This is a genomic window from Caballeronia sp. EK (genome assembly GCF_014384845.1).
In the GTDB taxonomy this organism is placed as follows: Bacteria; Pseudomonadota; Gammaproteobacteria; order Burkholderiales; family Burkholderiaceae; genus Caballeronia; species Caballeronia jiangsuensis.
Window position 1 is genome coordinate 87050 of the sequence record NZ_JACSUE010000005.1, and the last position, 16656, is coordinate 103705.

The 16656-nt window shown below is 60.0% G+C and carries 21 protein-coding genes; 9 read left to right on the plus strand and 12 right to left on the minus strand.

Going from position 1 to position 16656, the window contains the following annotated elements:
- Positions 1 to 286: 286 nt before the first annotated feature.
- The 7 genes from IAG25_RS15850 to IAG25_RS15880 all read left to right on the plus strand — a co-directional run bounded on the left by IAG25_RS15850 (position 287) and on the right by IAG25_RS15880 (position 3935).
- The gene (locus IAG25_RS15850) at positions 287 to 676 is read left to right on the plus strand and encodes a helix-hairpin-helix domain-containing protein (RefSeq protein WP_187605728.1); all 390 of its coding nucleotides are present in this window, start codon (positions 287 to 289) and stop codon (positions 674 to 676) included.
- Positions 642 to 1550: a YqaJ viral recombinase family nuclease gene (locus IAG25_RS15855; protein ID WP_187605729.1), complete on the plus strand. Its 909-nt coding sequence runs from the start codon at positions 642 to 644 to the stop codon at positions 1548 to 1550. Before IAG25_RS15850 ends, IAG25_RS15855 begins: the two co-directional genes overlap by 35 nt.
- On the plus strand, positions 1540 to 2595 hold the full coding sequence (locus IAG25_RS15860; protein ID WP_187605730.1) for a hypothetical protein: 1056 nt from the start codon (positions 1540 to 1542) through the stop codon (positions 2593 to 2595). The genes IAG25_RS15855 and IAG25_RS15860 overlap by 11 nt, the downstream gene beginning before the upstream one ends.
- Complete coding sequence (locus IAG25_RS15865) at positions 2592 to 2870, plus strand: hypothetical protein (RefSeq protein ID WP_187605731.1); 279 nt, start codon at positions 2592 to 2594, stop codon at positions 2868 to 2870. Before IAG25_RS15860 ends, IAG25_RS15865 begins: the two co-directional genes overlap by 4 nt.
- Entirely contained in the window at positions 2863 to 3369 is a 507-nt protein-coding gene (locus tag IAG25_RS15870; RefSeq protein WP_187605732.1) for a hypothetical protein, read from the plus strand. The genes IAG25_RS15865 and IAG25_RS15870 overlap by 8 nt, the downstream gene beginning before the upstream one ends.
- Positions 3359 to 3526 carry a hypothetical protein gene (locus IAG25_RS15875; RefSeq protein WP_187605733.1) on the plus strand — a complete coding sequence of 56 codons (168 nt, stop codon included), beginning with the start codon at positions 3359 to 3361 and terminating at the stop codon, positions 3524 to 3526. The genes IAG25_RS15870 and IAG25_RS15875 overlap by 11 nt, the downstream gene beginning before the upstream one ends.
- 193 nt (positions 3527 to 3719) lie before the next feature.
- Positions 3720 to 3935 carry a helix-turn-helix transcriptional regulator gene (locus IAG25_RS15880; RefSeq protein WP_187605734.1) on the plus strand — a complete coding sequence of 72 codons (216 nt, stop codon included), beginning with the start codon at positions 3720 to 3722 and terminating at the stop codon, positions 3933 to 3935.
- Positions 3936 to 3938: 3 nt separating this feature from the next.
- Here the strand turns inward: IAG25_RS15880 and IAG25_RS15885 are convergent, their stop codons facing one another.
- The 8 genes from IAG25_RS15885 to IAG25_RS15920 form a co-directional block, all read right to left on the minus strand.
- A complete protein-coding gene (locus IAG25_RS15885) occupies positions 3939 to 4238 on the minus strand; it encodes a hypothetical protein (RefSeq protein ID WP_187605735.1) in 300 nt (99 codons plus the stop codon).
- Positions 4239 to 4331: 93 nt separating this feature from the next.
- A complete protein-coding gene (locus IAG25_RS15890; protein WP_187606118.1) occupies positions 4332 to 5579 on the minus strand; it encodes an MFS transporter in 1248 nt (415 codons plus the stop codon).
- Positions 5548 to 6312 carry an arsenical resistance protein ArsH gene (gene arsH / locus IAG25_RS15895; RefSeq protein ID WP_187605736.1) on the minus strand — a complete coding sequence of 255 codons (765 nt, stop codon included), beginning with the start codon at positions 6310 to 6312 and terminating at the stop codon, positions 5548 to 5550. Before arsH ends, IAG25_RS15890 begins: the two co-directional genes overlap by 32 nt.
- Before the next feature lie 15 nt (positions 6313 to 6327).
- Complete coding sequence (gene arsN2 / locus IAG25_RS15900; RefSeq protein WP_187605737.1) at positions 6328 to 7155, minus strand: arsenic resistance N-acetyltransferase ArsN2; 828 nt, start codon at positions 7153 to 7155, stop codon at positions 6328 to 6330.
- Between the two features lie 9 nt (positions 7156 to 7164).
- A complete protein-coding gene (gene arsB, locus IAG25_RS15905) occupies positions 7165 to 8232 on the minus strand; it encodes an ACR3 family arsenite efflux transporter (protein WP_187605738.1) in 1068 nt (355 codons plus the stop codon).
- On the minus strand, positions 8219 to 8740 hold the full coding sequence (locus IAG25_RS15910) for an arsenate reductase ArsC (protein WP_187606119.1): 522 nt from the start codon (positions 8738 to 8740) through the stop codon (positions 8219 to 8221). Before IAG25_RS15910 ends, arsB begins: the two co-directional genes overlap by 14 nt.
- Positions 8737 to 9204, minus strand: coding sequence for an ArsI/CadI family heavy metal resistance metalloenzyme (locus tag IAG25_RS15915; protein ID WP_187606120.1), 468 nt, complete (start codon positions 9202 to 9204; stop codon positions 8737 to 8739). The genes IAG25_RS15910 and IAG25_RS15915 overlap by 4 nt, the downstream gene beginning before the upstream one ends.
- A complete protein-coding gene (locus tag IAG25_RS15920; protein WP_187605739.1) occupies positions 9204 to 9533 on the minus strand; it encodes an ArsR/SmtB family transcription factor in 330 nt (109 codons plus the stop codon). The genes IAG25_RS15915 and IAG25_RS15920 overlap by 1 nt, the downstream gene beginning before the upstream one ends.
- A gap of 252 nt (positions 9534 to 9785) precedes the next feature.
- Between IAG25_RS15920 and IAG25_RS15925 the strand changes: the two genes are divergently transcribed.
- Positions 9786 to 10829, plus strand: a complete 1044-nt coding sequence (locus IAG25_RS15925; RefSeq protein ID WP_187605740.1) for an HNH endonuclease signature motif containing protein — start codon at positions 9786 to 9788, stop codon at positions 10827 to 10829.
- 45 nt (positions 10830 to 10874) lie between these two features.
- Here the strand turns inward: IAG25_RS15925 and IAG25_RS15930 are convergent, their stop codons facing one another.
- The 4 genes from IAG25_RS15930 to IAG25_RS15945 all read right to left on the minus strand — a co-directional run bounded on the left by IAG25_RS15930 (position 10875) and on the right by IAG25_RS15945 (position 14778).
- Positions 10875 to 12131, minus strand: coding sequence for a tyrosine-type recombinase/integrase (locus IAG25_RS15930; protein ID WP_187605741.1), 1257 nt, complete (start codon positions 12129 to 12131; stop codon positions 10875 to 10877).
- Between the two features lie 281 nt (positions 12132 to 12412).
- A complete protein-coding gene (locus tag IAG25_RS15935) occupies positions 12413 to 12862 on the minus strand; it encodes an NUDIX hydrolase (protein ID WP_187605742.1) in 450 nt (149 codons plus the stop codon).
- A gap of 19 nt (positions 12863 to 12881) precedes the next feature.
- On the minus strand, positions 12882 to 13280 hold the full coding sequence (locus IAG25_RS15940) for an RT0821/Lpp0805 family surface protein (RefSeq protein WP_187605743.1): 399 nt from the start codon (positions 13278 to 13280) through the stop codon (positions 12882 to 12884).
- A 145-nt stretch (positions 13281 to 13425) separates the two neighbouring features.
- Positions 13426 to 14778 (minus strand): cytochrome-c peroxidase, encoded by a 1353-nt coding sequence (locus tag IAG25_RS15945; RefSeq protein ID WP_187605744.1) that lies wholly within the window; start codon positions 14776 to 14778, stop codon positions 13426 to 13428.
- A gap of 247 nt (positions 14779 to 15025) precedes the next feature.
- On the opposite strand from IAG25_RS15945, the gene IAG25_RS15950 reads away from it, so the two are divergent.
- A complete protein-coding gene (locus IAG25_RS15950) occupies positions 15026 to 16594 on the plus strand; it encodes an acid phosphatase (RefSeq protein WP_187605745.1) in 1569 nt (522 codons plus the stop codon).
- Positions 16595 to 16656: the final 62 nt, after the last annotated feature.

Below are 16656 nucleotides of genomic sequence, written 5' to 3' on the forward strand. Positions count from 1 at the left end.
TGCGGTTCCTGTCGCTTTCGATAGAAGGTCGATCTGTCGAGCGCAGCAAACAAAAGCAAGATTTCACTTCAGCATTTTTCGCCACTTTTTTAAATCAGGCGATGACGTAATTTGGTCCATCCGAGCGTAATGCCTGCCTTGCAATTGCATCCTTACAGGTCTACCGTACAAACCCTGTCGTCCAATAACAGGTTCGCACTTCCACGTGCTGAATCACCTTGAGCCGTCAAGAGTTAGGACGATGTAGGGCCGACGGAATAACGGTTCTAAATTGAATGCCGCTGAGATGATTGAACGTATCGACGTAGTCGATCCGCAAAGCGCGCTGGACAAACTTGTCCGCGCGCGGACGCTCATCGACTCCTTCCTAGAACAGGCCATGCGCCATCCGCAGCCTGCTTCGTCGTCGTCGACGACGATCGCAGGGCGTCCGAGTGCACGCCCGCGCTCGATCACGTCGCTCGGCCTGCCAAAGCGGGTTACGACTGCCCTGCACCACGCGGGTATCCGGTCGATCGACGCTCTTATTCAAATGCCAGCACCAACCCTAGCGCACATTCCCGGTCTCGGTGCTCGCTCGGTGCAAAGCCTGCAAACGGCACTCGCCGTTTATGGGCTTGCTCTTCCAGAGGTATCACGCGATGAACCACATCGACAGAACAGCGTGGCTTGCTGAGCGCAACCTCGGCATCGGCGGGTCGGAGTGCGCCGCCGCGCTCGGTGTCGATCCGCACCTGACCAGCCGCGAGCTATGGGAACGCAAGCTCGGCAACCTGCCCGAGATAGCGGACAACGAGCGCATGGCCGCAGGTCGTCACATTGAACCGGCGATCGCCACCTGGGCGAGCGAGAAATACGGCTTGCAGCTTTACCAGCGGCATCAGTCGCTCGTGCATCCGAAGTACCCGTTCATGCGGGCCAACGTCGATCGGCTCGTGCGCGGCATCAAGCGCGGCGTCGAGATTAAGAACGTTGATCGCCTGATCGTGCGCATGTCCGGTGAGTGGGGCGAGGACGGTTCGGACCTCGTGCCCGAACGATTCTTTCTGCAATGCCATCACTACATGGCCGTCATCGGTTACCCCGAGTGGGACCTGATCGCCTGTATCGGCGGCAACGAGCTACGCCGCTATCACATCGAGCGCGACCCGGAAATTATCGAACTGATCGTCGAGCACGAACACGACTTCTGGCAGCACGTCGAGCAGGAGAACCCGCCCGAGTTCGACTACGACAACGCGAGCACGCTGCCGCTGCTCAAAAAGCTTTATCCCGGCACAGGCGGCGGCATCGTTGCCCTGCCCGAAGAAGCCGTGCATTGGCACTACACGATGCAGGCTGCGAAGAAAAAGCAGGACAGCTACGAGGCGATCGTTGACGGCTGCAAGGCGCATCTGCTCGAACTGATGGCTGATGCCGCAATCGGCAAGCTGAACATCGGCGGCGAGTACCGCCGCAAGGCCATCGAGCGCAAGGCGTACTCGGTCGAGGCGACACAGTACGTCGATTTCAGATTCTCCAAAGCGAAGGGGGCCAGCAATGACGAATGACGTAATTCCGAGCAGCGTCGAGGAAGGCGGCAACCTCGCGCCGCGCACCTACGACGAACTGATGGAGTTTGCACGCATGGTCGCGTCAAGCGGCCTCGCCCCGAAGGATTACAACGGCAAGCCCGAAGCGTGCGCGGTCGCGATGCAATGGGGCAACGAACTCGGCCTGAAGCCGATGCAGTCGCTGCAGAACATTGCCGTGATCGGCAACCGGCCTTCGTTGTGGGGTGATGCAGTGCTCGCGCTCGTGACAGCGAGCCCCGCATGCAAAGACGTCATCGAGTACTTCGAGCATGAAGGGACAGCGGACCTGACGGCAGTCTGCATTGCACAGCGTCACGGCAAGGCCGACAAAACCCAGCGCTTCAGCCTGAGCGATGCACAGACAGCCGGACTGATCGGCAAGGATGTTTGGCAGAAGTACCCGCCGCGCATGTTGCAGATGCGGGCGCGCGGCTTCGCGCTGCGCGATCAATTCCCGGACGTGCTGCGCGGCCTGCCGATCGCTGAACTCGTGCGCGAGGCGATCGACATGGGACAGGTCGAGCAGGTTGATCCGGTGACCGGCGAAGTGATCGGCAGCAAGTCGCACAGTGCGAACGGCACGAGCGCGCCGACGACCTCACGCGGCGAGTCGATCAAGGGCAAGCTGCGCCGCGTCACGCTCGCTCAGGTCATCAAGGCGATCGACGATGCCACGAACGCCGAGGCCCTGAAAGCGGCCGGCGAGCTTGCATCGAAGCTCACGGACGAGGACGAGAAAGGCCGTGCGCGTTCGCACTATCAGGCGAAGCTCAGCGCGGCCAAAAGCAAGGGCAAAGAGGAGAAGGAAGGCACGATGGGCGAGCCGCCGAGCGTGAGCTATGCCGAAGTCGCCAGCGCAATGGATGCTGCAGAGCGTCGCGGCGATCGTGATGCACTCGCCGCGGCTGCGGACCTGATCGGACAGGTCGCGGACGAAGCCCAGCGCAAAGAACTCAGCGGCCTGTTCGATGCGGCGATGCATCGGGTCGATGACAAGGGCGAAGCCGGGGCGGCGTCATGAGCATCTATTACTCGTCGGACGTGCTCGTGACTGAGTTCCGCCGCTTCGCCCGCGCGAACGTTCCGCCTGATGCCGATGACGGACAGCTTGCTGACATGCAGCGGGCGTTCTTCGGCGGCATGCTCGTCATGCTCAACATCGAGCAGGCGATCGCCGACCTGCCCGAAGAACTTGCCTGCGTCGCTCTCGAATGCCTGCATCGCGAGGCGATATCGTTCGCCAAGGCGCAGGTCGTCATCAGCCGAATGTCACAGGAGCCGAGCAGCCATGATTGACTTCCAGCAGCACGAGCTACGCATTACGCACGTCAACGTCAGGAGCGAACTGCACGGCGACGATGAAATACTGGCGATGGATCTAAAGATCGAAACCGATCTGCCGAACACGAGCCTCGACAAGCTCGACGGCAGCCTGCGGCTTGCACTGTTTCAAGGCGATGAAGACCCTGACCTGCTCGGCAAGGATGGCGGGCACTTGCCGCACCTGAAGTTCCCGTCGCTCGGCCCGCTGTCGTGGAACGGCAGCGTCAGCCCGGTCTCGCTCGTGCTGCACCTCGGTACGAAGAAAAACGAACTGCTGCTGACCGATGGCAAGTTGAACAAGCTGCGGCTTAGCCCGCGCGAGGGCGGAACCTGCGGCGTCGTGTGCCGCTTGCAGGTCCACCCGAACGAGGACGAAGCGGCCAAGATTATGACCGTGTTAAAGCATGCGGTGAAAGGTACGCTTGACACGAGCGGGGCCAGCGACGAGGACGAGGTCGCCGATGATGAATGACCTGCCGCCGCCTGTCATTCATCCGGCTCGGCGCAAGCTCCCGCTGGTAGCGCAGTTCGTCAGCGCGATACTGACGCTACTGGTCATCGTGCTGATAGTGCTCGCGATCGTGGCGGCATCCTGGGCGATCTTGTACCTGATTCACACCGCGCCCTGAGTGAGGCACGACGATGAATGATTTAACGATCAACGCAGCACCGAAGCGTGGGCCGGGTCGGCCCCGCAAAAATTCGATCGTGCCCGACGGGCCGGTCTCCGTGCAGGAGCCTGCGGCAGCGAGCCCGCCGGTCGTTGCGCCGCCGCCGGAGGACGTACACGCTCCTGCGCCGCTGACCGACACCGATATCGAAATGGTCGATCGCAAGGGCGCGGCGAAGTTGCTCGGCAAGTCACTGATGACGATTGCATGGCTTGAGTCTAATGACCCGGACTTCCCCGCGCCTTTCACGCTCGGCAAGAACAATTTCTATTTTTTGACAAACGACCTGCGAGCTTACGTGCTCAAGAAAGCGGCTCAGGCGAAGGCATTGAAGCAGCAGAAAATGCAGGCCGGGTCGAAGACATGACTGTCAATCGTCATCATCCGTGCCGCTGCGCGGCGTGGATGTTTCTGCGTGCGGATCGTCGCCGCCCATGACCTTTATAAGGTCGGGAAAATACACGTCGCATCGCTTGCCGACCGACTCGTTGCGTTTCGGACAGTCGGCAAGCACCGCCCCGAGGTCGGTCATGCTGAAATCATCGCCGTGCGTCGCGACTAGCCGCGACAGGCGATAGCGTCCGCGCCGCTCGCAACGGGTACACACAACCTCGATATGAGTCACGCGTGCTGCTACTTTCCCGAGCGTGACGCTACCCTTGTTACCCATCCGATTGCTCCACCTTGCAGTTCATGTACGGCTTTGCGATCGTGTTACCAATTACACGCCTCGATTCGCGCCGGTCTTTTGCAAGTCGTCCGTTCACTCTAGATTGACCTGACGCTCCGAGGCGCGATTTCCCGATGAGAAACGCATCGCGAGAATGAACGCCCCCGCAGAAACCAGAGACACTAGCAGCACTGTCCATTCCACGGGTACATAGCTTCCTCCAGCCGCCCAAACAGCAGCAGCAGAGATTGGCGCGACGCCCTTGGCAATGTTTGAAGGCATCGAAAGTAACCCACTTACGGCGCCGTAACCCTCCGTCCACATGACGTTCTGAACAATTGTTCCGCGCAATATGGTCATCATGCCGTTCGCACCGCCGTACACGATCGCGAACAGGATCAGCATTTCCAGCGACGTACCGGCGCACATAAGAACAACGACCGAGGCAGGAAACGCGGTCGTGATGACGATGCCGACAATTGACGGATGAACATTGCGACCAAACGCGAACCACACTACACGCGCAAACACCTGCGCTGGGCCAATGACAGCCATCGTTACAAGGATCGCCGCTGGCGATACCTGTCTCTCCATCATGAGCGGGACCAGATGAAACGTTAATGCCGCGAATGTTGCGTAGTAGGCCGTGAAGCACACGGCAAGCGCCCAGAATGTTGGCGTCTGAAGTGCGCGCCTTGTTGCCGCCTGATTGATCGCCTTCAATTCGACCCTGTAGAGAGTATCGTCTCGACGGGGCGCATCCTGTCCAATAGCAAAAAAGTGAAGCGGTAGACAGATTGCGAGATTCAATGCGGCTAACACCTGCAACGCCTCTCGCCAACCAAACCAGCCAATGAGGCCTTGCGTCAGTGGGATAAAGACAGTGCTGGCGAATCCCGCCACCAAGGTTATGAGCGTGATCTTTGACCGGTAGCTGTCAGGATAGTCACGTGTCACTATCGCGAAGACGGGATCGTAAAGCGTCGCAGCCATCGCAACCCCAAGTCCTATCCAGACGACGAACAGGGTGACGATGCTTTCGGCCTGCGACCAGAGCACCAGCATAGCCGTAGCGAGCAGCGAGCCGCCGACCATAATCCGTCGACCATGACCGTGATCGATCCACGTGCCCACCGGGTAAGCTACCAGCCCGGAGACAAGCAGACCGGCCGATAGCGCCGCATTAATCGCCGTTCGGCTCCAATCCATCGCACTCTCCATCGGCATGACGAAGAGCGAGAACGCATAGTAGATCGCGCCCCACGAAACGAGTTGTGCCGCAGCAAGTGCGCCGGTCGCGACGATACCGCTACTCGGCTTCAGCGTCGTCGGTGTCTGCATTTGCGGCGTCAGTTTCATGGTCCATAGCTGTCGCGGCCAACTGCTCCGCAAGTTCCGGGTGCGCTTCTTTTCGTTCGCTGTAGCGATCTGTCAGGTAGTCCGAGCGGTCTCGCACCATCAACGTGAACTTGTAGAGTTCTTCCATCACATCGACTACGCGATCGTAGTAAGGGGATGGCTTCATCCGGCCATCCGGATTGAATTCCTGCCATGCCTTCGCGACTGACGACTGATTGGGAATGGTCACCATGCGCATCCAGCGGCCAAGTACGCGCAGTGCATTCACTGCGTTAAAAGACTGCGAACCACCACTAACCTGCATGACGGCGAGCGTACGTCCCTGAGTCGGGCGAACGCCGCCGCTTTCGAGCGGCAACCAGTCGATCTGGTTCTTGAACACGGCTGTGAGCGTTCCGTGCCTCTCGGGACTACACCAGACCTGACCCTCGGACCATTCCGACAGCTTGCGAAGCTCTAAGACCTTCGGATGGTCCGGGCCGACGCTATCGACTATTGGCAGGTCGTGAGGATCAAATACCCGAGTTTCGGCTCCGAAGTGCCGCAGGATGCGTTCTGCCTCCAGCGTCAGTAGTCGGCTGTAGGACGTCTGCCTGAGTGAGCCATACAGCAGCAGGATGCGCGGCCCGTGTTGCGAGGTCGAAAGTGGCTCAAGCTTCGTCAGATCCGGTATCTGCAAGTGTGGAATGCTGACGTTTGGAAGATCATGGGACATGGAAAGCACCGACTACTAGAGAGAGATGGCGCGCGACAGCAGCGCAGCGCTAGACGGGCATAGGCTCGATGCCTGTCTGGTCGCGAGAATGGCAGGCGGCGCGGCTTCGCGGCTGGCAAGTTTGAAGCCTGCCTGTTCGAAAAATGCCGCGGCGGTCGTAGTGAATAGCCACGCGGTACGTGCGCCAGCATCGAATGCTTCGCGAAGTAGCACAGCGAGCACGTTGCGTCCGATCCCATCGCCGCGATGCGCTTCGGGCACGACCAGCGAACGGATAAGTACATCCTTGCCGTACATTTCGAGTCCGCCGAAACCAAGATGAAGTCCCGAGAGCGAGCGGAACGCGTAAAACGCACAGCCGTGATCGCCCAGGTCATCGGTGGGTAGCGATGCCTCGCGCAGTGCGTCCGCCAGCGCCTGTTGACTACCGGAGACCGGCTCACAGACGATGAAAGGTACTGCTTCTTCCTTCAGGATTTCACGATCAGGAACCTTGTCCAGCAGGTCCAGCACGATATCGGACGGCCGGCAGAGAGCCGTGCCGCGTGCGGTTGTCACGAACGGCCGATTAATCAGTATCGGGTGCAGCAACATTGCCTCAATCAACTGGTCGTCATTCAGTTCGGGATTGTCGAGTCGCAGTTCATGATATGGCGTCCCCTTGACCCGTATTGCCTCGCGGAACGTCAGGCCGCTGGCGGCAATCAATCGTTCGAGCGTTTCGCGATCTGGCGGCGTTTTCAGATATTCGATAACTCGCGGACTTTCCCCGGCGTCTCTCAGCAATGCAAGTGCATTGCGTGACGTTCCACAATCGGGGTTGTGGTAAATGGTGACGCTCATCGCTTTTCCTCAAGACCTGCGGGCTTCATACCAGTGCTGCGAACGGTTCACCACGCCGACGACCAGCAGCATCACGGGCACCTCAATCAGTACGCCGACTACCGTTGCCAGTGCAGCGCCTGAATGAAAGCCGAACAGGCTGATTGCCGTTGCGACAGCCAGTTCGAAGAAATTGCTCGCGCCGATCAGACTAGATGGCCCCGCAACACAATGCGCGACGCCGAGTCGCCGGTTCAGGACATAGGCCAGCCCCGAATTGAGAAATACCTGAATGAGGATAGGCACCGCCAGCATTGCTATGACCAGCGGCTGCTGAACGATTGCCTCGCCCTGAAACGCGAACAGAAGAACGAGCGTCGCCAGCAGCGCACAGACGGAGTACGGCCCGAGCGCTGCGGCGACCTTACGGAAATGTTCCTCGCCGCGTGAGAGAAGATGTCGGCGCAGCAGTTGTGCGAGTACGACCGGGATGATTATGTACAGGCAGACCGACGTTATCAGCGTGTCCCACGGCACGGTGATCGCGGACAGGCCAAGCAGCAACGCCACCAGCGGCGCGAACGCAACGATCATAATGGAGTCGTTAAGCGCAACCTGCGAAAGAGTGAAGTAAGGGTCGCCCTTGCAAAGCTGTGACCACACGAACACCATCGCGGTACACGGCGCGGCAGCAAGCAGAATCAGACCGGCGATATAGCTGTCCAGTTGGTCGGAAGGCAACCATGCGGCAAACACATGCCGAACGAAAATCCAGCCAAGCAGTGCCATCGAAAACGGCTTGACGAACCAGTTGACGAACAGCGTCACACCGATACCTCGCCACTGGCTCTTTACCTGAGTCATCGCGGCAAAGTCGATCTTGACGAGCATGGGAATAATCATGACCCATATCAGAATCCCGACTGGCAGATTCACGTGAGCGACTTCCATGCTGCCGATGGCCTGAAAGACGGCTGGTAAAAGCTGGCCGAGCAGCACGCCTGCCACGATGCATAGCGCAACCCAAACAGTCAGATAGCGCTCGAAGAAACCAATGGCAGGACGGGTCGCGCCAGCTTGCGGGCTAGTGCTGCTCATCGGTCGCCTCTGCTGGCCGGTCACCAATTGCGCGCATCTCGTGCTGGATTGCGTTTCGGTCCAGTACGTGTAGCGGCAGGTTCACGAACTGGCCGACGCGATTCATGATCTGCCGATAAATCTTGTTGAAGAACGCGCGTTTTTGTTCATCCGACCCATCGAACGCGGCGGGGTCTTGGAAACCCCAATGAGCGGTCATCGGCTTGCCCGGCCAGAGCGGACAGGCTTCGCCCGCTGCCTGATCGCACACCGTGATGACAAAGTCCATCTGCGGCGCGTCAGGGGTCGCGAACTCATCCCAGCTTTTGCTGCGCATCTGCGAAGTGTCATAGCCGAGCGACTTGCACTGCTCGACGGCAAACGGATTGACGGTTCCGGACGGATGACTGCCTGCACTGTATGCGTGGAACTTTGCCTTGCCGAGCACATTGAAGAGTGCTTCGGCCATGATGCTGCGTGCGCTGTTGCCGGTGCAGAGGATGAGGACAGAATACGGTTGCTCGCTCACGCGCGGCTCCTGAATGAGATGGTGGATGGCGTCGGGACGCAGCATGCGTCCGCTGGTTCTCTAGCCGGGGTAAGGTTGGTGCGCGATTCGCCGTAGACGGGTGCCGAGTCCAGCGTGCGGAACGTTTCCCATGCAACCCCCTGCGGATCGACCGTCCACGCCTTGTCGGACTTCGCGTAACAGCAGGTCGTAGCCGTCTGCTTCTCTACGGGCAGACGAGCTGCTGCGAAACGCGCGTTCATTTCGGCCAGTTCGTCGTCGGTTTCAACCTGAATGCCAATGTGATCAACCCCAGGTTTCGCACGGCGCTTCGAGATCGCAAAGTTCACGAGCGGATCGTCAAGTTCCCACTTGCAGTAGTCGTCCTTGAGCACTGTTGGCTTGGCGTTTCCGAACATGGCGCTGTAAAACGCGATGCTCGCCGGAAGATCATCGACTGCGACGTGAATGTGCATGCGCTTCATCATTCATCTCCGCAACAGTTAGGCAAACTGCTCGCGGCACAGGGCGCACCAGCGCAGCAGTTCTCCGTGAGAAAACCGATCAGGCCTGTCATGGCATCAAAGTTCGCCGTGTAGATGACGAAACGCCCTTCCTGTCGTGACTTCACCAATTCCGCGTGTGACAAATCTTTGAGGTGAAACGACAGTTTGGAAGGCGATAGCTCAAGCTGCTGCGCGATTTCGCCCGCAGCCATGCCGTCTGGCCCAGCTACGACGAGCAAGCGAAAAATTGCAAGGCGGGATTCGTGAGCTAAGGCGCTTAGGGCGCGAACAACGATGTCTGAGTTCATGCCCCGAACGATAGCCCATTCGCCGCAACATTTCAAGAATTGTTGAAACGACGCATATGAAAGCCGAATTTCCGCTAGTTCAATCCGGAGACCGACAGGGGAGTTCAAGGAGCCTCCCGATTAACTCCGGACGGGCGCACGGTCTTTCTATTACCGTGTTAGGTCATGCGGCAGCCTGTACGATGACGCACTGTCCTACTATCCGGTTACCGAGATTGCTACTATGTCGGACCGTCTTGCCCGTTCTCCGACATGACATCGAATTCCCACAGTGACTCTCCGCGCCCGCTTTCTGCACCGCGCCTTTCAACGGTCAAGCGTCTGTTCGCCGTATCCATGAACCGTTGCGCTTTCCCAGGTTGTTCGACACCTGTGATCGACCCAGCTACGCAAACCGTCCTTGGTGAGATTTGCCATATCCACGCGCAGAGCGAGGGAGGCCCTCGGTTCAACGAAGGGCTGTCACCGGAGCAGATACACGACTTCGAAAATCTCATTCTCATGTGCGGCACGCATCACAAGTTGGTCGACGAGAAAGGGAATGAGGCGACCTACTCCGCCGTGTATCTCAAGAGTCTTAAGGTAGCGGCCGAGCAGAGTGGTAGCGCAACCGAAACCGGACTCTCCGATGAGCAGGCGACGGTGTTGATCCAACAGAGCGCAGTTTATGAAGAGAACGCAGTTCATATGGACTTCCGCCAAGCCGTTTTTCGCGTAGGTGGAGAAGGCGGTCAATGGGGCGGAGGCGGCGGCGCGGGAGGCGTGCTAACGATAGTTGGAAGCCATCGTTTGCCTGCTGGAGCAGAAGTAAATGCGAACGGTCGCGACGGAGTGCTGCCCGGCGGCGGCGGCGGTGGTGCAGGCGCGATTGTCTTCGTTGGCCGAGCAGTAGATGCCCGAGAAATCCACGCCGGATTCGAAGTCTCGAGCGTCTTCGCAGCGGAGGCGACGTCAGGCGAGGGATTGTTCAATGTTCTCGGTGCCGGATGGGGCCATTGTCGAGTCGCAGGCTTGCCTGCTGATCTAACAGTCAATTTTGTGATTGTCGTCGAGACGCTCGGGATAGAAGAGGATGCATTGATCCGCCTTAACCTTGACGTTGTGACACCTATGGGTGAGATCGTAGGAATTCAGACGATCGACATTCAAGGCAATTCGAATCAGGACCTCACGCCTAGACGGGCTGCTCGATGCGCGGTGTCGTTCAAGGTAGCGGAATTAGGAGTGTGGGAATTTCGCATACGTTCGGGCGATGTTTGCCTGAAGATCCATCGGATCGAATTTCGGCAAGCTTGACTGCGCGAGCCTACCGTCGCGATCGATATGCGGGTCGCTCTGTCGCTATGCCGCGTGCTTTGGCAACTTCGCAACCTTCGCGATGCGCTCGTCGGTGTAGTTCGCCCACTTCGTCATGAGTTCGATGCGCTCGTCATAAAAACGGGTCCGCTCGTAGGTCTTGCGGATGCGGCTGCGCGTGTCATGCGCAATCACGGCCTCGGCGACTTCCTCTCTGACCTTCAGGACCTCGCCGAGATAGGTGCGTAGCGACTTGCGCATGCCGTGCGTCGTGACCTGCTCGACGGTGTAACCGATGCGGCGCAGCAGTTTGAGCAGTGCGGCGCCGTACACCTTGCCACCGCGCAGGGCCGTGAACACAAGACCTTCGGGGTTCGGCTCGCCGCCGTTATAGCTCGGCAGGGCCTTGAGCAGGTCAACGGCCTGAGCCGCCAGCGGTATAGTCTGCGTCTTGCCTGCCTTCATGCGGCTTTTATGGACAGTCCACTTTTTGGCCGTCAGGTCGAGTTCCTGCCAAGTCAGTTGCAGGGCCTCTTCGAGCCGCGCGCCCGTCAGGATGATGAACTCCATCGCCTGCGCTTCCATCGTCCTGTCGGCCCGCACCTTCGTCACACAGGCAGGCAGTTCGAGCCACGGCAGGGAAGCACGACCATCGTCAGTGTCGCCCTCGTCCTCGTCGGTGTCTTTCGTGACCTTCGGCAGCAGTTGTTCGAGTTCGGGGATGGAGGCCGGGTTTGCGCCGCCGAGTTCAAAGCGCACGATCGACCACTTGAACAGCGCATGCAGGCGCAGCATGTTCTCGACCGCGGTCGGGTTCTTTTCGATCCAGTCCGGCTCAAGGCAGGCGACGATATGCTGGCGGCTGACCTCATGCATATAGAAGCCCTTCAGCACCTTGCCTGCTAGTGCGAATGTGCGGTCCCAGCTTTTGACCTGCTTTTCGGTTTTCAGCGTCTTGCTGCGCACGGCCATGAAGGCTTCACAGGCTGTCGCGAAGGTGACACGCTTCGCCGTCGCCGCTGCTGCCTGCACGAGCGCGTCGCGGTGGTATTCAATTGGGTCGATGCCGCGCTTCACGAGGCGGGCCAGTTCGTCACGGCGCTCACGGGCCTGCGCGAGGCTGAAGGTCGGATAAGGGCCGATGCCCTTGTCGCGGCGAACCTTGTTCAGTTGGTAGCGATAGGTCCAGCTTTTGCCGCCGGTCTTGGTGACTTGCAGCAGCAGCCCGCCGCCGTCGCTCAGGTTGCCGCTTTGAGTGCGGGCCTTGACCTCAGCCGGGGTCAGTTTGTTGATTTCGCGCATGATAGAGGCCTGCCTAGCGTGGATTTCAACCCAACACTCCATCCAACACTTCGGTTTAGATCAGTTTAGGTTTGTTTGGGGCTGAACTGTCTTGTTCAGCTTCCTAAATTCTACCAAACCCTTATCCAGTAAGGCTCTAATGGGAGTGAGCCGACCTAAACGAATCTACTCTAAACTAGACAGGTTGAAAACTAGCTTTGCTGCTGCAAAGAAAGTGACTGCCGCCCCGCACAGGGGCAGAGCCAATAGACCAACACGAAATCAGGATTCCACAAAAAACCCTAAAGCATCTCATGCAACTCAACAAGCGATAACGTCGTCTGAAACAACCTCGCGAGGCTGCGGCTCGCAAACGTATCGACGTCGGCCGGACTGACCCATCGGTAGGCATCCATCTCAGGAATCATCGTCCCATCGCTATAGCGCGGAAAGTACGATTCACACACGCAATTCTCGATCTGCACTTCATCCTCGCCCACGCGCACGGCGAAAAGATGCAGATCCTTGTCACGACGATAAACAAAGCGCCCGAGATCCTTCAACCGCCCGGCGGGCAACACAATGCCCGTCTCCTCGACGAGCTCGCGCAACGCCGCCTCGCGCGGGCTCTCGCCGGGATCGGCGGCGCCCTTGGGCACGTCCCAATGCGTGGTTTCGGTCGCGTGGCACAGCAGCACGTCGCCCTGCCCGTTCAGGATGACGACGCCGCACGATACGGTGCGGGCGCTCATCGACACCGTTCCCCGTTCATCACTGCTTCTTGAGTTTCCACTTGCCGTCGCTTCCCTTGCAGGCGACCGGCATCCACGTCTGCGTCTGCCCTTTCGCTTGCGCGACGAGCGTGACCTTGCGGCACTTGAGCCCGCCGGAATCGAAGGTTTCCTGCGGCGTCACGGTGCCGTTGATCGGAACCGTATTGCCCGTGCCCTTGTTGTCCCAGTCGAGCGATTCACCGTCCTTCTTGGTATTGAGCGCGATCTGCGCGGCGTCGTTGAGCGCCTGCAGGTCGCGCTGCTTCATGTAGGTGATCGGCGTGTTGTTCAGGAATCCGAGATTCGCGGCCGACGCGGCCGTGCTCGCGGCAACGAGCGCGCCTGCCGCAAGTGTCAGGAAAGAAGCGCGAGCGAGCGTTCGATGTGTGATCGGCATTGAAGTGTCCTCGTTGCGGATGAGCATGCCGTCTGCAAATGCGACCAGAGCGGCAACGGCGATTCATCAACTCGGCCCGTGTGGGCAGTCGCAAGGAGAATAGCATGACGCGGCGCGCTCGGCGCCCGCGCCGCATGGGCGTGCGCTAGTTGGAAGCGGACTTCATTTCGTTGATGCCAATGCCCTTCTGCGAGTTCTTGTCCTTCGCCGGATCGTAGCCGTCGGTGAGCGTGTCGAGGAACGCGACGACGTCCCTGATCTCGGCTTCGTCGAGCGCGGGCTTGTCGCCCTTCTTGCGATCGAACGGCGCCTCGGTGTTGACGTTCTCCCAATAGCGCTTCGGCAGATCGTCGAACTTCTGGACGACGCCCTTCTTCGACACCGGATAGAACTTCTCCGGGTTCGTATCGCGCTCGACGTAGAAGCGCACCACGTCTTCGAGGTTGTGATAGATGCCGTTGTGGAAGAACGTCTTGCGCAGCGCGACATTGCGCAGCGTGGGCGTGCGGAAGATGCCGCAATACTCGTCCTGACCCGTCAGATCGCGGCGCTCGGGACCGCACGCGCCGAGATCGTGGAAATTCGGGTTCTTGTTGACCGGCAGCGCACGATTGCGCGGCACGCCGATCGCGATCAGCCCGAAGTCGCTGAACTGCGGCGGCGAACCGTCCTTCGCGCGCTGGCTGATGTGGCACGACGCGCAGTTGCCCTTGTTCTCGTCGTTGAAGAGCTGGAGGCCGTGCATCTCGGCGTCGTTGAGCTTCGCGCGGCCCGCGAGGAACGCATCGTACTTGCTTGTGTACGGATAGAACTTCTCGGGCGTCTGCTCGAACGCTTCGAGCGATTGCAGCACCGCGGCGAACACCTTGTCGTCGCTGTCGAACACATCGGCGCCGAACGCCTTGCGGAAGTCGTCGGCATAGGGCGATGCCTTCACCGCGGCCGTCACCCTGGCGGGCGTGCTGCCCATTTCGAACGACGACAAGAGCGGAATACGCGCCTGGTCCGAGCCATGATCGACGCGGCCGTCCCATGTGAGGCCGCCGGTCGGGCCGGCATCGACGCTCTCGTCGCCTTCGTCGTCGGAATCGTGGAAATGGCGCGTGAACGCCGGCACCGACTGCAGATACTTGAGCGACGGCACCGCGCGGAATCCCGGCCGATGCATGTCGTTGCCGCCCAGTTGCACGGATAGCGCGTTCGGCGGCCCGAACGCATGGCTCGGGCTATGGCACGACGCGCATGCGAGCTTGCCCGACCCGGACAGCGACGGATCGAAGAACAGCTTTTCGCCGAGCGACGTCATCTGCTTCACATGCGCGAACACTTCCGCGCGCGACTGGCCATGCGGCGCCGGGTTGGCCGCGATGCTCGTCGAAGCATGCTTCTGCCCGCTCGCGCCCTGGTCCGCCGCATGGGAATCGCAGCCGCTCATCGCCACCGATAACGCGACGAACGCGAGACCAACAAAGACGGACGGCAAACGCATCGAAGACATGGACGTGAGGATCGGAATTGAAAGATGCCGAAGCGTATGTCGTGCGCGTGTCTTTCATGTGACAAGCCGCGACGCTGTCATTCCAGGGCCGCCGGGCGAAATTTATTAAGCGAACATTACGCAAACGAAAGCCTTATTACATGGCGGCGTCAATTTGCATTGCGACACTGCGCTCGCCGGCGGGTAAAGGCTTTCCGACGACGACGCCCGCGCCACGCGCCGGTCCCCAACACAAGAGAGAATCTCAATGAACAAGAAACTCGTTTGCGCGGTGCCGCTCGCGGCGGCGCTCGCATTCGGCCTCTACGCATGCGGCGGCGACGATCATCAGACCAGCGATATTTCTTCGGTGAAGAACGTCGTCGTGATTTACGCGGAAAACCGCAGCTTCGACAATCTGTACGGGCACTTCCCCGGCGCGAACGGTCTGCAGAACGTGACTGCGGCGAACTCGCAGCAGCTCGATCGCGACGGCACCGTGCTCGCGACGTTGCCGAAGATCTGGACCGGCCTGACGGCGAAGGGCGTGACGCCCGCGATTTCCGAAGCGATGACGGCGAACCTGCCGAACACGCCGTTCGCGATCGACGATCCCAACGGCTTCAACACGCAGCTCAACGTCACGACGCGCGATCTGTATCACCGCTTCTACGAGAACCAGATGCAGATCGACGGCGGCAAGAACGACAAGTTCGCCGCCTGGGGCGACTCGGGCGGCCTCGTAATGGGTCACTACGACACGCCGCCGGACAAGCTGCCGCTCTACAAGATCGCGCAGCAATACACGCTCGCGGACAACTTCTTCATGAGCGCGTTCGGCGGTTCGTTCCTGAACCACCAGTGGCTCATCTGCGCATGTACGCCGGTCTATCCGAACGCGGACACGAGCGTCGCGAAGGGATCGATTTCCGCGGTGAATCCGGATGGCGTGTCGCTCAAGACGAAGACGAATCCTCCGCCCTCCGCGATGACCGGCTCGGCCGACGCGCAGTTCGTGAACTCGGGCACGCTCACGCCCGACTTCTACGCCGTCAACACGATGCAGCCGCCGTATCAGCCGAGCGGCAACAAGCCGGTCACCGGCGGCGATGCGAACCTCGCGGACCCGACCCAGCCGACGACGCTGCCGCCGCAAACGCAGCAGCACATCGGCGATCTGCTGAACACGGCCGGCGTGAGCTGGGCATGGTACGGCGGCTCGTGGGCGGCGGCGCTGGCGGACCGTTCGGTCATCAACGGCGCGGTCAACGTGGTGCCTGATTTCCAGACGCACCATCAGCCGTTCAACTACTTCGCCGATCTCGCACCGGGCACGGCGGCGCGCGCGCAGCATCTGCTCGACGGCGGCACGAACGGTTCGGAGTTCATCAAGGCGATCGACGCGGGCACGCTGCCGCAAGTCGCGTTCTACAAGCCGCAGGGCAACCTGAACGAGCACGCCGGTTATACGGACGTCGCGCAGGGCGACCAGCACATCGCCGATCTGATCTCCCATCTGCAGAAGAGTCCGCAGTGGAAGAACATGGTCGTCGTCGTGACCTACGACGAAAACGGCGGCTTCTGGGATCACGTCGCGCCGCCGAAGGGCGACCGCTGGGGTCCGGGCACGCGTATTCCGGCGCTCATCATCTCGCCGTACGCGAAGAAGGGCTTCGTCGATCACACGCAATACGACACGACGTCGATCCTGCGCTTCATCACCAAGCGCTACAGCCTGCCGGAACTGCCGGGCCTGAAATCGCGCGACGACGCACTCGTCGCGAACGGCGGCAAGGCGATGGGCGATCTGACCAACGCGCTCGACTTCTCGCAATAAGCGATATCTGTCGACGCTGTAACGAGACGGGCCGCGGCTTTTACGCCGCGGCCCGTTTTTTT

Excerpts from the sequence above, each read along its gene's own strand:
- IAG25_RS15850 (WP_187605728.1), top strand. The coding sequence starts at position 287 with ATGATTGAACGTATCGACGTAGTCGATCCGCAAAGCGCGCTGGACAAA.
- IAG25_RS15855 (WP_187605729.1), top strand. The coding sequence starts at position 642 with ATGAACCACATCGACAGAACAGCGTGGCTTGCTGAGCGCAACCTCGGC.
- IAG25_RS15860 (WP_187605730.1), top strand. The coding sequence starts at position 1,540 with ATGACGAATGACGTAATTCCGAGCAGCGTCGAGGAAGGCGGCAACCTC.
- IAG25_RS15865 (WP_187605731.1), top strand. The coding sequence starts at position 2,592 with ATGAGCATCTATTACTCGTCGGACGTGCTCGTGACTGAGTTCCGCCGC.
- IAG25_RS15870 (WP_187605732.1), top strand. The coding sequence starts at position 2,863 with ATGATTGACTTCCAGCAGCACGAGCTACGCATTACGCACGTCAACGTC.
- IAG25_RS15875 (WP_187605733.1), top strand. The coding sequence starts at position 3,359 with ATGATGAATGACCTGCCGCCGCCTGTCATTCATCCGGCTCGGCGCAAG.
- IAG25_RS15880 (WP_187605734.1), top strand. The coding sequence starts at position 3,720 with ATGGTCGATCGCAAGGGCGCGGCGAAGTTGCTCGGCAAGTCACTGATG.
- IAG25_RS15885 (WP_187605735.1), bottom strand. The coding sequence starts at position 4,238 with ATGGGTAACAAGGGTAGCGTCACGCTCGGGAAAGTAGCAGCACGCGTG.
- IAG25_RS15890 (WP_187606118.1), bottom strand. The coding sequence starts at position 5,579 with ATGCAGACACCGACGACGCTGAAGCCGAGTAGCGGTATCGTCGCGACC.
- arsH (WP_187605736.1), bottom strand. The coding sequence starts at position 6,312 with ATGTCCCATGATCTTCCAAACGTCAGCATTCCACACTTGCAGATACCG.
- arsN2 (WP_187605737.1), bottom strand. The coding sequence starts at position 7,155 with ATGAGCGTCACCATTTACCACAACCCCGATTGTGGAACGTCACGCAAT.
- arsB (WP_187605738.1), bottom strand. The coding sequence starts at position 8,232 with ATGAGCAGCACTAGCCCGCAAGCTGGCGCGACCCGTCCTGCCATTGGT.
- IAG25_RS15915 (WP_187606120.1), bottom strand. The coding sequence starts at position 9,204 with ATGAAGCGCATGCACATTCACGTCGCAGTCGATGATCTTCCGGCGAGC.
- IAG25_RS15920 (WP_187605739.1), bottom strand. The coding sequence starts at position 9,533 with ATGAACTCAGACATCGTTGTTCGCGCCCTAAGCGCCTTAGCTCACGAA.
- IAG25_RS15925 (WP_187605740.1), top strand. The coding sequence starts at position 9,786 with ATGACATCGAATTCCCACAGTGACTCTCCGCGCCCGCTTTCTGCACCG.
- IAG25_RS15930 (WP_187605741.1), bottom strand. The coding sequence starts at position 12,131 with ATGCGCGAAATCAACAAACTGACCCCGGCTGAGGTCAAGGCCCGCACT.
- IAG25_RS15935 (WP_187605742.1), bottom strand. The coding sequence starts at position 12,862 with ATGAGCGCCCGCACCGTATCGTGCGGCGTCGTCATCCTGAACGGGCAG.
- IAG25_RS15940 (WP_187605743.1), bottom strand. The coding sequence starts at position 13,280 with ATGCCGATCACACATCGAACGCTCGCTCGCGCTTCTTTCCTGACACTT.
- IAG25_RS15945 (WP_187605744.1), bottom strand. The coding sequence starts at position 14,778 with ATGTCTTCGATGCGTTTGCCGTCCGTCTTTGTTGGTCTCGCGTTCGTC.
- IAG25_RS15950 (WP_187605745.1), top strand. The coding sequence starts at position 15,026 with ATGAACAAGAAACTCGTTTGCGCGGTGCCGCTCGCGGCGGCGCTCGCA.